Origin of the sequence: Streptomyces sp. N50, from assembly GCF_033335955.1 — a bacterium.
In the GTDB taxonomy this organism is placed as follows: domain Bacteria; phylum Actinomycetota; class Actinomycetes; order Streptomycetales; family Streptomycetaceae; genus Streptomyces.
In genome coordinates, this window is record NZ_CP137549.1 from 9,469,076 (window position 1) to 9,482,835 (window position 13,760).

At 70.9% G+C, this 13,760-nt stretch carries 13 protein-coding genes; 8 read left to right on the top strand and 5 right to left on the bottom strand.

Annotated elements, in window-relative coordinates:
* From R2B38_RS42010 to R2B38_RS42030, 5 genes are read left to right on the top strand one after another with little or no spacing between them, the layout of a single operon-like run.
* Entirely contained in the window at window positions 1-963 is a 963-nt protein-coding gene (locus R2B38_RS42010) for an amidohydrolase family protein (RefSeq protein WP_318021054.1), read from the top strand.
* Window positions 960-2,555 carry a bifunctional 3-(3-hydroxy-phenyl)propionate/3-hydroxycinnamic acid hydroxylase gene (locus tag R2B38_RS42015; protein ID WP_318021055.1) on the top strand — a complete coding sequence of 532 codons (1,596 nt, stop codon included), beginning with the start codon at window positions 960-962 and terminating at the stop codon, window positions 2,553-2,555. The genes R2B38_RS42010 and R2B38_RS42015 overlap by 4 nt, the downstream gene beginning before the upstream one ends.
* Window positions 2,556-2,565: 10 nt before the next feature.
* Entirely contained in the window at window positions 2,566-3,447 is an 882-nt protein-coding gene (locus tag R2B38_RS42020) for an alpha/beta fold hydrolase (protein ID WP_318021056.1), read from the top strand.
* Window positions 3,444-4,466 carry a VOC family protein gene (locus R2B38_RS42025; RefSeq protein WP_318021057.1) on the top strand — a complete coding sequence of 341 codons (1,023 nt, stop codon included), beginning with the start codon at window positions 3,444-3,446 and terminating at the stop codon, window positions 4,464-4,466. Before R2B38_RS42020 ends, R2B38_RS42025 begins: the two co-directional genes overlap by 4 nt.
* 31 nt (window positions 4,467-4,497) lie before the next feature.
* Window positions 4,498-5,544: a YbhN family protein gene (locus tag R2B38_RS42030; protein WP_318021058.1), complete on the top strand. Its 1,047-nt coding sequence runs from the start codon at window positions 4,498-4,500 to the stop codon at window positions 5,542-5,544.
* Window positions 5,545-5,557: 13 nt separating this feature from the next.
* Here the strand turns inward: R2B38_RS42030 and R2B38_RS42035 are convergent, their stop codons facing one another.
* Complete coding sequence (locus tag R2B38_RS42035) at window positions 5,558-6,343, bottom strand: glucose 1-dehydrogenase (RefSeq protein ID WP_318021059.1); 786 nt, start codon at window positions 6,341-6,343, stop codon at window positions 5,558-5,560.
* An 87-nt stretch (window positions 6,344-6,430) separates the two neighbouring features.
* On the opposite strand from R2B38_RS42035, the gene R2B38_RS42040 reads away from it, so the two are divergent.
* On the top strand, window positions 6,431-7,282 hold the full coding sequence (locus tag R2B38_RS42040) for a helix-turn-helix transcriptional regulator (RefSeq protein WP_318021060.1): 852 nt from the start codon (window positions 6,431-6,433) through the stop codon (window positions 7,280-7,282).
* Between the two features lie 6 nt (window positions 7,283-7,288).
* On the opposite strand, the gene dmpG is transcribed toward R2B38_RS42040, so the two are convergent.
* Genes dmpG through mhpD form a run of 3 tightly spaced genes read right to left on the bottom strand, consistent with a single transcriptional unit; the run spans window position 7,289 to window position 10,076 of the window.
* On the bottom strand, window positions 7,289-8,305 hold the full coding sequence (gene dmpG / locus R2B38_RS42045; protein ID WP_318021061.1) for a 4-hydroxy-2-oxovalerate aldolase: 1,017 nt from the start codon (window positions 8,303-8,305) through the stop codon (window positions 7,289-7,291).
* A complete protein-coding gene (locus R2B38_RS42050; RefSeq protein ID WP_318021063.1) occupies window positions 8,302-9,237 on the bottom strand; it encodes an acetaldehyde dehydrogenase (acetylating) in 936 nt (311 codons plus the stop codon). Before R2B38_RS42050 ends, dmpG begins: the two co-directional genes overlap by 4 nt.
* On the bottom strand, window positions 9,234-10,076 hold the full coding sequence (gene mhpD / locus R2B38_RS42055; protein WP_318021064.1) for a 2-keto-4-pentenoate hydratase: 843 nt from the start codon (window positions 10,074-10,076) through the stop codon (window positions 9,234-9,236). The genes R2B38_RS42050 and mhpD overlap by 4 nt, the downstream gene beginning before the upstream one ends.
* Before the next feature lie 126 nt (window positions 10,077-10,202).
* Here mhpD and R2B38_RS42060 point away from each other — a divergent pair, with 126 nt between their 5' ends.
* Window positions 10,203-10,946 carry an IclR family transcriptional regulator gene (locus R2B38_RS42060; RefSeq protein ID WP_318021926.1) on the top strand — a complete coding sequence of 248 codons (744 nt, stop codon included), beginning with the start codon at window positions 10,203-10,205 and terminating at the stop codon, window positions 10,944-10,946.
* A gap of 65 nt (window positions 10,947-11,011) precedes the next feature.
* Window positions 11,012-12,562 carry a hypothetical protein gene (locus R2B38_RS42065; protein ID WP_318021065.1) on the top strand — a complete coding sequence of 517 codons (1,551 nt, stop codon included), beginning with the start codon at window positions 11,012-11,014 and terminating at the stop codon, window positions 12,560-12,562.
* Between the two features lie 67 nt (window positions 12,563-12,629).
* Here the strand turns inward: R2B38_RS42065 and R2B38_RS42070 are convergent, their stop codons facing one another.
* Window positions 12,630-13,655: an Lrp/AsnC family transcriptional regulator gene (locus tag R2B38_RS42070; protein WP_318021066.1), complete on the bottom strand. Its 1,026-nt coding sequence runs from the start codon at window positions 13,653-13,655 to the stop codon at window positions 12,630-12,632.
* Window positions 13,656-13,760 lie beyond the last annotated feature (105 nt).

A 13,760-nucleotide genomic window follows, 5' to 3' on the forward strand; every position in this document is an offset into this window, starting at 1 on the left:
ATGTCCACCCCGTTCCGCATCGACGTCCACCAGCACCTTCTCCCGCCCGCCTACCGGAAGTTGATGGACCGTCACGATCTGACGGCCGGCGGCTGGCCCACGCCGGCGTGGGACGCGGAGAGCGCGCTCGCGATGATGGACCGCCGGTCCATAGCCACCGGCATCCTCTCGATCAGCTCACCGGGCACCCACTTCGGCGACGACACGGAGTCCCGCGCGATCACCCGAACCGTCAACGAATACAGCGCGGAACTGGCCAAGGACCACCCCGACCGCTTCGGTTTCTTCGCCAGCGTGCCCCTGCCCGACGTGGACGGCGCGCTCGCCGAGACGGCGTACGCACTGGACGAACTGCGCGCGGACGGCGTGGTGTTGATGTCCAACGTCCACGGCCGCTACCTCGGCGACAAGGAATTCGAGCCGCTCTGGGCCGAGTTGGACGCCCGTGCCGCCGTGGTCTTCGTCCACCCCACCGCACCGCCGATACCCATGCTCGAGGGCATGCCCAGTCCCCTGCTGGACTTCCCCTTCGACACCACCCGCACCGCGGTGCACATGACGCTCAACGGCGTGATGAGCCGGCACACCCGGATGAAGGTGATCCTCTCCCACGCGGGCGGCTTCCTGCCGTACGCCGCCTGGCGGTTCACCGCCGGCGCCCAGTTCAACCCCGGCACCACCCCCCTCGGCATCCTCACCGACCTCCAGCGCTTCTACTTCGACACCGCGCTGTCCTCCACCCCTGCCGCCCTGCCCTCCTTGCTGGCCTTCGCCGCACCCGGACACATCCTCTACGGCAGCGACTTCCCCTTCGCCCCCGAGGAGAGCGGCACTCTCCTCGACTCCCTCCTCGACGGCTACGACGGCTACGAGCCCGGCCGGCTCGACGCGATCAACTCCGGGAGCGCGAAGGAACTCTTCAAGAACCGGTACGGCAGAGGCGACGAAATGGCCGCCCGATGAACGGAGTTCGAGCCCGCGCCGGGGACGGCGTCTACGACGTGGCGGTGATCGGCTACGGCCCCACGGGAGTCACCGCCGCGAACCTCCTGGGTGCGCTGGGCCTGCGGGTCGTCGTGCTGGAGCGCGACGCCGAGATCTTCACCCGGGCCCGGGCCATCTCCACCGACGAGGAGGTCGTCCGTATCTGGCAGCGCGTCGGCCTGGCGGAACGGCTCAAGCTCGACATGCTCCCCGAACGCCCCGTCGACTTCGTGGACGCCCGCGGCCGTCCCTTCCTCACCGCGCACCCGACCCCGCGCGGCCACGGCCACCCACCGCAGATGTTCATCTACCAGCCCGCCCTGGAACGCGTCCTGCGCGACGGCGTCGACCGCTACCCGAACGTGGATATCCTGCTCCGCCACGAGTGCCTGCGGGTCCAACAGGGGACGGACAGTGTGGAGTTGACGGTGCTCGCCACCGCCGACGACTCCGTACGACGCCTGCGCGCCTCCTACGTCATCGCCGCCGACGGCGGTTCCAGCCTCACCCGCGCGCAGCTCAACGTGGGCTACGAGGGACGGACGTACGAGGACCGCTGGGTCGTCATCGACACCGAGATGCTCAAGCCGTGGCCGGACCACGACCGGCTGCGCTTCCGCTGCGATCCGGCCCGGCCCGCCGTGGACTGCCCGACACCGCTGGGCCATCACCGCTGGGAGTTCCCGATCCTCCCGGGCGACGACGAACGCCGGCTGACCACCGACGACGCGGTGTACGACCTGGTGTCCCGCTACGGGATCGGCCGGGACAACGTCAAGGTCCTGCGGGCCACCGTCTACAGCCACCATGTGCGCTTCGCCGCCCGCTTCCGCGTGGGCCGCGTCTTCCTCGCCGGTGACGCCGCCCACGCGATGCCCCCATGGATCGGCCAGGGCATGGCCGCAGGCGTACGCGACGCGGCCAACCTTTGCTGGAAACTGGCCGCCGTACTGCGCGGCGAACTGCCCGACACGGCCCTCGACTCCTACGAGGCCGAACGCAAGCCGCACGTCAAGGAGGTGACCCGGCGGGCGGTCTTCGTCGGCCGGATCATCACCGAACGGCGGCCCGCGGCAGCCCGGTTGCGCGACGCGGTCCTGCGCCCGCTCAACCGGATACGGGGCTTCGGCAAGTGGCTTCAGGACTCCAACTGGATACCCGTCGCCCACTACGCCGACGGACTCCAGGCCCGCCCGCGCACCAAGGCATCGGGGCATCAGCTTCCGCAGCCCTGGGTGACCGGACCGGACGGGGAGCGCGTCCGCCTGGACGACGTACTCGGCGGCCGCTGGCTGCTCCTGCACGCCGGAGCGCCCACGCCCCAACCCGCCTGGGTTCGCCCGGGCGTTCCCTCGCTGACCGTCACGCCCGCCGGATCCCGTCCCGCCGAGGGCACCCTCGTCGACAGCGACGGCGTGCTGCTGCCGTGGCTGACCAGGCACCGGGCGGCCACGCTCGCCCTGCGCCCGGACGCGTACGTCTACGCCGCCGCCCGCACCGGGGCCCAACTCCCGCCGCCACCAGCAGGATTCACCCCGGTGCGGTGCACGACCGCCTCGACCACGCAGTGAGGAATCCAGCATGACCAAGCGCACCGCATCGCCTCCCCTTCCCTCGACGCAGGAGTCACTGCTCGATATCGCCGGCAAGAAGATCTTCGTCTCGGAGCTGGGGGAGGGGCCGTCCGTACTGCTGCTGCACGGCGGCGGACCCGGCGCCTCCGGTGTCTCCAACTACTCCCGCAACATTGAGGAGTTGGCCAAGGAGTACCGGATCATCGTGCCCGACCTGCCCGGCTACGGTCGCAGCACCAAGGGCATCGACCGCGCCGACCCGTTCGGGTACCTGGCCGACGGCATTCGTGGGGTGATGGACCAACTCGGTCTGGACAAGGCCCATTTGGTCGGCAACTCCTATGGCGGTGCCTGCGCGCTCCGGCTGGCCCTGGACACCCCGGAGCGGGTCGACCGCATGGTGCTGATGGGGCCCGGCGGTATCGGCACCACCCGTGCCCTGCCCACCCCCGGGCTCAACAGCCTGCTCGACTACTACTCCGGGGACGGGCCTTCGCGGCTGAAGCTGGAGAGGTTCATCCGCACCTACCTCGTCTTCAACGCGGCCGAGGTGCCGGACGCCCTCATCGACGCGCGCTACGCGGCCAGCATCGATCCCGAGGTGGTCGCCGCCCCGCCGTTGCGGCGGCCGTCCGGGCGGGATGCCCTGCGCACGCTCTGGAAGATGGACTTCACCCGGGATCGGCGGCTGTCGCGGCTGCCTGTGCCGACGCTGGTGCTGTGGGGTGCGGCGGACAAGGTCAACAGGCCTTCCGGGGGCGCCCTGTTGGCCGACAGGATGCCCGACTGCGACCTCTATCAGGTGGCCAACACCGGGCACTGGGTGCAGTGGGAGCGTGCCGAGCTGTTCAACCGGGTGTGCGCCGACTTCCTGGCGGGCCGGCGATGAGCCCATCCGGCGCACCCGACTCCGCCTCCGTCTTCGGCTCGGTCCACCTCGGCCACATCGTGATCGAGACCCAGCGCTTCGCCGACTGGCGCCGCTTCGGTACCGACGCCATCGGGATGCACCATGACGACCTCGACACCGGGCTGATGCGGTTCCGTCTCGACGAGCAGGAGTGCCGGTTCCTGGTGCGGCGCGGGCCGGCCGAGGACGTCGTAGCGACCGGGTGGCATGTCGACGACCATGACGCTTTCGAGCGGATCGAGGCCCGGGTGCGGGCCCACGGCGTCCCGGTCGTCGCGGGGAGCGCCGAGGAGGCGGCGTTGCGCGGAGTCGAGCGGTTCGTGCGGTTTCCCGGGCCCAAGGGCATCGTGCAGGAGATCTACACCACTCCGGTGCGGTCCGCCGAGCCGTTGCGCATGCTGGCCTCCGGGTTCGTGACCGGTGACTCCGGAATGGGTCATGTCGCGATCACGTCCACCAAGCCCACCCAGGTGCGGGGGTACTTCAACACGGTCTTCGACGCCCGGCTGACGGACTGCATCGAGGAGACCATCAGCGGCGTCAAGCTCAGGATCCGCTTCCTGCGGGTCAACGAGCGGCACCACTCCGTCGCGATCGCCGCCGTGCGCGGGCTGCCCATCGACCCCGTCCGCACCCGGGTCCAGCACCTCAACATCCAGGCGGCCGGGCTCGACGACCTGGCGCGGAGCTATCAGCGCGTGTGCGAACTCGGCTTCGACATGGCGTTGTCCGTCGGGCAGCACACCAACGACAGGGAGCTGTCGTACTACGCCCGCACCCCCTCGGGTTTCGAGTGGGAGGTCGGCTGGAATCCCGTCGTCGTGGACGAGGCGACCTGGGAGCCCGGCACCCATCAGGGCATCAGCATCTGGGGGCACACGCCGGTCGGCCGGACCATCGTGGATAAACTGGCGCAGTTCCGCCTCGGCGCCCGCTCCCTCGTTCGCTCGGAGGACGCCGTCCCCGCATTGAGCGGTGCCGGCATCGCCGACGGCTGAAGCTCACTTCACGAAATCGACGGTCCTGCCTGTGCACGCTCCGGACACCACCGCCACCGAACCGGCCGACGCGGCCCCGCATCGCACCCGACGCTGGCTGCGCCCGGTGGTGATCACGGTCCTGCTCGCCCTGTTCACCACCGAACTGGTGCTGGGCTGGCCGTCGTTGGCCTCCGCTCTGTCACAGCTGCGCGCACCCCGGCTGAACTGGTTCGCCGTCGCGCTCGTCGCCGAAGTGGCCGCGATGGGCTGCTACGCGCGCATGCAACGCCGGCTGCTGCGCTCGGCCGGGGTGATCGTGCCGATCCAAAAGCACGTCGCCCTCGCCTACGCCGCCCATTCGCTGAGCGTCACCCTGCCTGGCGGTCCGGCCTTCTCGACCCACTTCAACTACCAGCAGATGCGCCGCTTCGGAGCCACCCCGGCCGTCGCCTCCTGGTGCATCGCGCTGTCCGGCCTGCTCTCCGCGGCGGCCCTGGCCGTCGTCACCGCGATCTCCGCGATCGCCTCCGACGGCAGCCTGCAGTGGCACAGCCTCGTCACCCTCGGCCTGGCCGTGCTGCTGCTCACCGTCGGTATCCGGCGCATCACCCGCCACCCCGAGAAGGTCGAGCCGGCCACCCGCGCCGCGCTGGCCCGGGTCAACCGGCTGCGGCACCTTCCGGAGACCCAGGGCCTGGACCGCATCCGCGGTTTCGTCGAGCAGCTCCGTACGGCCCGGCTCGAACCCTGGCACGCGGTCGCCGCCGCCGTCTTCGCCGTACTCAACTGGCTGCTGGACGCGGGCTGTCTGTGGCTCTGCTTCCACGCCATCAGCGACACGCAGATCAGCAGCGCCCAACTCCTGCTCGCCTTCTGCGCGGGCATGGCCGCCGGGACCCTCACGATCATCCCGGGCGGCCTCGGCCTCATCGACAGCGCGCTGATCCTCGGGCTCGTCACGGGCGGCGTTGCGACCAGCACGGCGATCGCCACGGTCGTGCTCTACCGGATCATCAGCTTCGGGTTCATCATCGGCGTCGGCTGGATAACGTGGCTGATCATCCGCCGCCACAACCGCCGGGAGCCTGCTGTCTAGCGGAGGCGGACTCTCAGGCCCGCGCGCCGCCGTCGACCCGCAGGACCGTGCCGGTCACGAAGGACGCGCGGTCGCTGAGCAGCCAGGCCGCGGCCTGGGCGATCTCGTCCGGGTCGGCGGCGCGGCGCAGCGGGGTGTGTGACGTGAGCCGTTCCTGGAGCCCGGGGGACTCCGCCTCCCAGGCCTGGATCATCTCGGTGAGGGTGTTGCCGGGGGCGATGGCGTTGACCCGGATGCCCTCCGGGCCGTAGGTGACGGCGGCCGACTCGGTGAGGCTGTTGACCGCGCGCTTCATCGCGCCGTAGGCGGGCAGTTCGGGGTTGCCCATCAGGCTGCCGACGGAGGAGTTGTTGACGATGGCGCCGGTTTTGGCGGTGGCCCGGATCGCGGCGACCTGGGCGACCATCGCCAGCCAGACGCCCTTGAGGTTGACGTCGTAGACGTGGTCGAAGTCGCTCTCCGGCAACTCGTCCATCGGGCCCGGGCGTTGGATCGTCGCGCCGTTGTTGAAGGCCACGTCGAGGCGGCCGTACAGGTCCACGGTCCGGGCCACGGCCGCGCGCACGCTGGTCGCGTCGGCCAGGTCGCACACTACGTAGTCCGCGGTTCCGCCGGCCGCGCGGATGTCCTCGGTGACTGCCTTCAGCTGAGCCTCCGTCCGGGCCGCGAGGAGTACCTGAGCGCCTTCTCGGGCGAACAGCCGTGCCGCCGCCGCACCGATGCCGCGCCCGGCGCCGGTGACGAAGGCGACCTTGCCGGAGAGCAGGCCGAGGGAGGGGGAAGTGGGTGTGTTGGTCATGGCAGCGAGCCTGCGCCGGTCCGCTGGGCTGATCCAGGCACCGGCAGTACCTGGCTGGACCCGTCGGCGTGCGTACACACTGGAGGAGTGGATCGACGAGAACTTGGTGACTTCCTGCGCAGCAGGCGTGAGCGGATCACCCCCGCCGAGGTGGGGCTGCCCGCGGGACCGCGCCGCCGTACCCCGGGGCTGCGCCGCGAGGAGGCCGCGCAGCTGGCGTTCATCTCGACCGAGTACTACACCCGGCTGGAACAGGCCCGAGGCCCGCATCCGTCGCGCGAGGTGCTGGCCGGACTGGCCCGCGCCCTGCGGCTGACGGACGCCGAGCGCGACCACCTCCACCACCTGGCGGGCGTGCCGCCGGGCCCGCCGCCCGGACCCTCGCGCGAGGTGCGGCAGAGCATCCTCGACCTGGTGCACCGGCTGCCGCAGGCCGCGGCGTTCGTATTGTCCGCGACGTACGAGGTGATCGCCTGGAACGATCTCGCGGCCGCCCTCATGGAGGACTTCTCGGCGCTTCCCCGGCGCGACCGCAATCTGGTGCGCCGGGTCTTCCTCGGGCCGCGTCCGGAGGGGCGACGGCTGTACGGAGTGTCGGACGCCGACGAGTTCGCCCGCCGGGCCGCCCACGACCTGCGGGCCACCGCCGCCCGCTACCCCAACGACCCGGAACTGACCGAGCTGGTGGCCGAACACCTCGCCGGGAGCAAGGAGTTCGGTGAACTGTGGAACTCCCACGACGTGGCCGCCGCGCCCACCTTCCGCAAGACCTTCCAGCACCCGATGGTCGGCCCGGTCACCGTCAACTGCGACGTGCTCGACATCAGCGACCGGGACCAGCGGGTCGTGATCTACACGACCGTCCCCGGCTCACCGTCCGAGAGCGCCCTGCGGCTGCTGTCGGTCATCGGCACGCAGCGCATGGACATCAGCCCCTGACGCGGATCAGCTTTCGGCCCGCGCCACGAGGTCCAGCGCTATGTCGGTGATCATGTCCTCCTGGCCGCCGACCATCGCCCGCCGCCCAGCCTCGACCAGGATGCTGCGCGTGTCGAGGCCGTAGCGGGCGGCCGCGGTCTCGGCGTGGCGCAGGAAGCTGGAGTACACGCCCGCGTAGCCGAGGCTGAGCGTCTCGCGGTCCACCCGTACCTCGCGGTCCTGCAGCGGCCGTACGAGATCGTCGGCCGCGTCCATGAGGGGGAACAGGTCGCAGCCGTGCTTCCAGCCCATCAGGTCGGCGACCGCGACGAACGCCTCCAGCGGACAGTTGCCCGCACCCGCGCCCTGGCCCGCGAGGGAGGCGTCGACACGTACGGCCCCGCCCTCCACCGCGACGACCGTGTTGGCCACGCCGAGCGCGAGGTTGTGGTGCGCGTGGATGCCCAACTCGGTCTCCGGGGCGAGGACTTCGCGGTACGCGCGGAAGCGGTCGCGGACCCCGTCCATCGTCAACCGGCCCCCGGAGTCGGTGACATAGACGCAGTGCGCGCCGTAGGACTCCATCAGCTTGGCCTGGCGGGCGAGTTCGGCGGGCTCGGCCATGTGGGACATCATCAGGAACCCGGCGACGTCCATGCCCAACTCCCGCGCCGCGTTGATGTGTTGGGCGGAGATGTCGGCCTCGGTGCAGTGCGTGGCGACCCGCACCGAGCGGATGCCCAGCGCGTGGGCCTGCTTGAGGTCGTGGACCGTTCCGATGCCGGGCAGCAACAGCGTTGTGGGGACGGCCTGTTGTACGGCGCCGGTGACGGCCTCGATCCACTCCCAGTCGGTGTGGGCGCCGACGCCGTAGTTGATGCTGGAGCCCGACAGTCCGTCGCCGTGGGCGATCTCGATGGCCGCCACTCCGGCAGCGTCCAGGGCTGCGGCGATCGCGCGGGCCTGGCCGACGGTGTAGCGGTGGCGTACGGCGTGCATGCCGTCCCGGAGTGTGACGTCCTGGACGTAGAGGGACGGGGTCACTTGGCTGCCTCCTTGCCGGCGCGGCCGGCCATGCGTTCCGCGGTGCGCAGCGCGGCCGAGGTCATGATGTCGAGGTTCCCGGCGTAGGCGGGGAGGTAGTGGGCGGCGCCCTCGACCTCCAGGAACACCGACACCTTCAGCAGCTCGCCCGCGCCCGGCGCGAGGCTGCGCAGCGGGTCGTCGGCGGCCACCTTGTCGTACTGCACCTTCTGCTTGAGCCGGTAGCCGGGCACGTACGCCTGGACGCGGCCGACCATCTCCTCGACGGACGCGGTGACCGCCTCGGTCGCGCAGTCGGAGACCAGGCAGTGCACGGTGTCCCGCATGATCAGCGGGGGTTCGGCCGGGTTGAGGACGATGATCGCCTTGCCGCGCGCCGCGCCGCCGACCTTCTCTACGGCGGAGGACGTGGTCTCGGTGAACTCGTCGATGTTCGCGCGGGTGCCCGGGCCCGCCGAGCGCGAGGCGATGGACGCGACGATCTCGCCGTAGTGGACCGGGGAGACCGCGCCCACCGCGGCGACGATCGGGATCGTGGCCTGGCCGCCACAGGTGACCATGTTGACGTTCGGGGCGTCGAGGTGGTCGTCGCCGTTGACCGGTGGGACGACGTACGGGCCCAGCGCGGCCGGGGTGAGGTCGACGAGGGTGCGGCCCAGGGGCCGTAGCATCTCCTCGTGGTGGCGGTGGGCGCCGGCCGAGGTGGCGTCGAAGACGATGTCGACGTCGGCGAACTCGTCCAGTCCGACCAGTCCTTCGACACCCTCGTGGGTCGTTGCGACCTTGAGGCGGCGGGCGCGGGCCAGGCCGTCGGAGTCGGGGTCGATGCCGGCGAGGGCGGCGATCTCCAGGGTCTCCGAGAGGCGCAGGACCTTGATCAGGAGGTCGGTGCCTATGTTGCCGGAGCCGATGATGGCGACCTTCGTGGTCACTTGGCGTCCCCTTCCGTGGCGTCGGTCGCGAAGCGGACCCGTACCGAGCCCAGGTCAGAGATGTGGGCCTCGAAGGCGTCGCCCGGCGCGGCCGGGGTCATCGGCCCGAGGGCGCCGGTCAGCACGAGGTCGCCCGCGCGCAGCGGGTCGCCTCGCTCGGCGAGGGCCGAGGCGAGCCAGACGGCGGCGGTGAGGGGGCTGCCGAGGCAGTCGGCGCCGGTGCCCTCGGAGACGGTCTCGCCGCCCCGGGTCATGGCCATCGTGACCGTGCGCAGGTCGATGGCGGTCAGCGGTACGGGCGTGGCGCCCAGCACGTACAGTCCGCAGGACGCGTTGTCGGCGACGGTGTCGACGAGGGAGATCTCCCAGTTCCGCACCCGGCTGTCGACGATCTCCAGCGCGGGCAGCGCGAAGTCCACCGCGCGCAGCACGTCGACGATCGTGCACGCGCGCTCCGGCAGATCCCGGCCGAGGACCAGCGCGACCTCGGCCTCCACCTTCGGCTGGAGCAGCCGGCCCAGGGGCACCTCGCCGCCGTCCGGCACCGCCATGTCCGCGAACAGCGCGCCGAAGTCCGGCTGGTCCACGCCGAGTTGGCGCTGGACGGCGGGGGAGGTCAGGCCGATCTTGCGGCCGACGATCCGGCGGCCGGCGTCCACACCGCGCCGGACGTTCAGCTGCTGCACGGCGTAGGCGGTCTCCAGGCCGCCGCCGTCGAGCAGGTCACGCACCGGCGGGCAGGCGACCCCGGTACGGGTGGCCTCCGCCAGCAGGTCGGCGGCCTTGACCACGGCCGGGGACACGGGGTCCGGACGGGCGCCGTCGGGCACGATGGGCACGGATTACCTCCGGGGGAGCGGTGCTGGTCAGGGCGAGCGGTGCGGGTGGTACACATCCCGGTATAGACAGCATCCCCGCGAAGGGACAATGTTTGTTCCGTGACACGGAACAACGCGAGCGGCAGCATGCTGGAGAAAGCCGCGCTCATCCTCGACTGCTTCAGCCCGAGCGGCGGACCGTACCGCCTGTCGGAACTTTCCGAGCACACGGGACTGCCCAAGCCCACCGTCCACCGGCTGGCCGCCGACCTCGTCCGGCTGGGCTGGCTGGAGCGCTCGGGCCCGCGCTATCTGCTCGGCGCGAAGCTCTTCGAGCTGGGCTCGCTGGTGCCGCACCGGCGTGATCTGCGCGAGACGGCGCTGCCCTTCCTCCAAGACCTCTTCGAGGCCACCCGCGAGACCATCCACCTCGGCGTCCGCGAGGGCATGGAGGTGGTCTACCTCGAACGCATCCACGGCCACGAGGCACTGCGGCTGCCCTCCCGCATCGGCGGCAGCCTGCCCCTGACCTGCACGGCCGTCGGAAAGGCCCTACTCGCCTTCTCCGGCGCCGAGTTGACCGATGAGGTACTGTCCCGCCCGCTGCCGAGCCTCACCCCGCACTCGATCACCGACCCGGCCCGGCTGCGCATGACCCTGGAGAAGATCCAGGTGTCCGGCCTCTCCTACGAGGAGCAGGAAGCCGCGCTGGAGGTGAGCTGTATCGCGGCCCCGGTGTTCGCCGGCGACACCGCGGTCGCCGCCCTCTCGGTCGCGGTGCCGCGCACCCGCTTCCGGCCCGCCCAACTCGCCCCGGCCGTACGGACGGCGGCGCTGGGACTGTCCCGAGTACTGCGCGGCGGAGGGGCCACGAGGACCCCACTGTCCTGACGCCGAACCCGACCGTACACTGACAAGTCACGGTAACGGGGGCGTTGTTGAACGGGGGGATCATCATGTCCGAGGATCAGTACGGGTCTGTCCAGGGGTTCGTCGTGCCACCGATGCCGTCGTCCCCGCCACCCGCCCCGCCGGACCGACTCAGATCCGTCGCGGTCGGCCTCCTCAACCTCAGTGGTCTCGGGCTCGGTTACGCGCTGATGCGCCGCTGGCTGCTCATGGCCGTGTGCTGGGTCGCGACCATCGTGCTGCTGCTGGTGGCGCTGCCCGCCGACCCGGACGGCGTCCCGGGCGCCGCCGTCACCCTGTACGTCGTCTTCCTCGTACTCGCCGCCGTCCACGGCGCGTTGGTGGGCCTGCGCACCCGTCTGGCCTGGCCCTCGCCCACACCGGTCGCGGTCGTGCTGGGCCTGGTCCTGCTCGCCGTACCCGCCGGGGGAGTCGTCCTCTACGACAACGCCCGCGACGAGGCGACCGAGCAGATGCTCCTCGACCGGCTGGACACGGCCGACCAACTCGTCGCGGACTCGGGGAGGTTGCCGTTCTCGGCGGCCGAACCGCACTACCGGCAGGCACTGGTCGCCTACGACGACCTCAGCACCGCGCACTCCGGTTCACGGGCGGCCAAGCGTGTGCCCGACCGGCTGAAGACGTTCTACACGACGGTCGCCGGGGCCTACGCGCAGAAGAACTACTGTGACGCGATACCCCAGTTGAAGTATCTGAGGACCGTCCCCGGCACCATCAGCAAGAAGGAACTGGGCACGCTCACCACCTGGCCGGACGACCGGCTGGCCACCTCCCTGTACGAGTGCGGCGCCACCGGTCTCGCCGCCCAGCGCGCGGACTGGTCGACGAACTTCGGCGATCTGCTGGCCACGTTCCCGCAGTCGTCGCAGGCGGGTCAGGTCGAGCCCGCCGTCAAGTCGGCCGTCGCCAAGGCGGTGAAGGGTGTGACGGGCAGTCAACCCTGCACGGCCGTCAGCGGGTTGGAGAGTCTCTCCAGCCAGATCGGGAGCCTTCAGGGCGGCCCGGCGGCCGACGCGCTCGGCGCGGACGCGCAACAGGCGAGCAACCACGCCACCTCCGGTGCCTATCAGTGCGGCGTCTACCAGTACAAGGACGGCGACTTCGACTCGGCGCTCAGCACGATGAACGACTTCGTGAAGAACAACACGCACGACAAGAACCGGGCCCGGGCCAAGAAGATCGCGATCGCCGCCGAGGTGGCGAAGACGGTCCCGGCCGCCGGCAAGAAGCTCCCGACGACCGCGTCCGGCGGCAGCATCTCCGTCACCGTCAAGAACGACAGCCCGGACGACATCACCGTCCTGTACACCGGGCCGGTGACCGGCAGCTTCACGCTGAAGGGCTGCGGGAGCTGCACGTCGTACTCCCTCACCACCACCCTGCTGAGGGGGTTCAAGCCGTGCAGCTCCGGCAAGAACTACCCGCAGAAGACGATCAGTCTGCCGACGGGGACGACGTACTTCGTGCACCGTCCCGACAGTTCCACCGCGACGCCGGCCTCGGACACGGCCACGCTCAGGTCGGGCTACATCTACACGGAGTGCGCCTACAGCACGGGGGCCTTCGGCACCGGATGACCGTACGGGGACGGTGAATTGAGGGCGGGCGTCCTGGCACTTCGGTGCCGGGGCGCCCGCCTCCTGCTCAGAGCAGGGTCGGTGCGTGGAACGCGCCGAGGCCGGTGGTCAGGTCGCGGTCCAGCCAGTAGCGGCGGGGTTCGGCGAGCATCACGGCGACGCTGACGCCCAACAGGCCGGGGATCCTGGCCAGTTCGTCGTCGACGAAGAGCGCCAGCGCGGCGCGGTCGGTGACCAGGCCGGTGGCGAGGACGGACATGTCGCTGGCGACGTGCGCGGCGAGCCGCGTCTGGGGCAACTGGTCGATGCGGCGCATCACTTCGGGGGTCGCGCCCGGCGCCACCCGCAGCCGGAGGATGAACGCGGTCTGGAAGCCCAGCCACTCCGACACGATCTCCAGGCGCGGCTTGACCCAGCCCTCGTCCAGGACCCGGCGGACCATGCGGTGCGCGGTGGAGGTGGCCAGGTCGGCGATGCGGGCGATGCTCGCGGCGGAGGCGCGGCCGTCCTGGAGCAGTTGGGCCACGACACTCCGCTCGGCCTCGCTGAGCGGCTTCGCCGGTGGCGTCGCGGTCGCCGTGCCCTCGGGGCGGGAGCCGGTGAGCTTCAGCAGGTCGGCGCGCTCGGTGTCGGTGAGGAACTGCGGGTCCCAGGTGATGCCACGGCGCAGGGTGCTGAGCGCGGGCAGGGCGTTGACGCGCCGCACGCCGGGCACGGAGAACATCCGGTCGATGGCCTCGCTGGTCGCCGCCTCGGACGGGGCGTGCACGACGGCGTAGAGCGGGTAGTCGCCCGAGATCTGTGCCAGCAGCTGGAGGTGGGGCAGGTCGCGGAGCCGGTGCAGGACAGCGAGGGGACTCTCGCCGGTGATGTCCAGGAAGACGTGGACGGGCATCGCCGTGGAGTGGACGCCCCAGTCGGCCTGCCCGATCACGCGCACCATGCGTGCCTCGTGCAGGCGGTCGTAACGGCGTTTGAGCGTGCTGGCGTCGGCGGCCAGGATCTCGCCGATGTCGTCCCAGGTGGCCCGGGGCGCCAGGTGCAGCGCGCCGATGAGGCGCCGGTCGAGCTCGTCGAGGAGAGGACGGGTCATAGGGCCTCACTCTAAGGTGCTGTTTAATCCCACTGTTACTTCCAAGATATAGAGAATCTCTCATCTGAATGCCATTGTTCGCAGGAACATCCCCCCACCGCGCCA

Coding starts and splice junctions, on each gene's coding strand:
- R2B38_RS42015 (WP_318021055.1), top strand. CDS start 960: ATGAACGGAGTTCGAGCCCGCGCCGGGGACGGCGTCTACGACGTGGCG.
- R2B38_RS42035 (WP_318021059.1), bottom strand. CDS start 6,343: ATGACCAACACACCCACTTCCCCCTCCCTCGGCCTGCTCTCCGGCAAG.
- R2B38_RS42065 (WP_318021065.1), top strand. CDS start 11,012: ATGTCCGAGGATCAGTACGGGTCTGTCCAGGGGTTCGTCGTGCCACCG.
- R2B38_RS42070 (WP_318021066.1), bottom strand. CDS start 13,655: ATGACCCGTCCTCTCCTCGACGAGCTCGACCGGCGCCTCATCGGCGCG.
- R2B38_RS42020 (WP_318021056.1), top strand. CDS start 2,566: ATGACCAAGCGCACCGCATCGCCTCCCCTTCCCTCGACGCAGGAGTCA.
- R2B38_RS42060 (WP_318021926.1), top strand. CDS start 10,203: ATGCTGGAGAAAGCCGCGCTCATCCTCGACTGCTTCAGCCCGAGCGGC.
- R2B38_RS42025 (WP_318021057.1), top strand. CDS start 3,444: ATGAGCCCATCCGGCGCACCCGACTCCGCCTCCGTCTTCGGCTCGGTC.
- R2B38_RS42010 (WP_318021054.1), top strand. CDS start 1: ATGTCCACCCCGTTCCGCATCGACGTCCACCAGCACCTTCTCCCGCCC.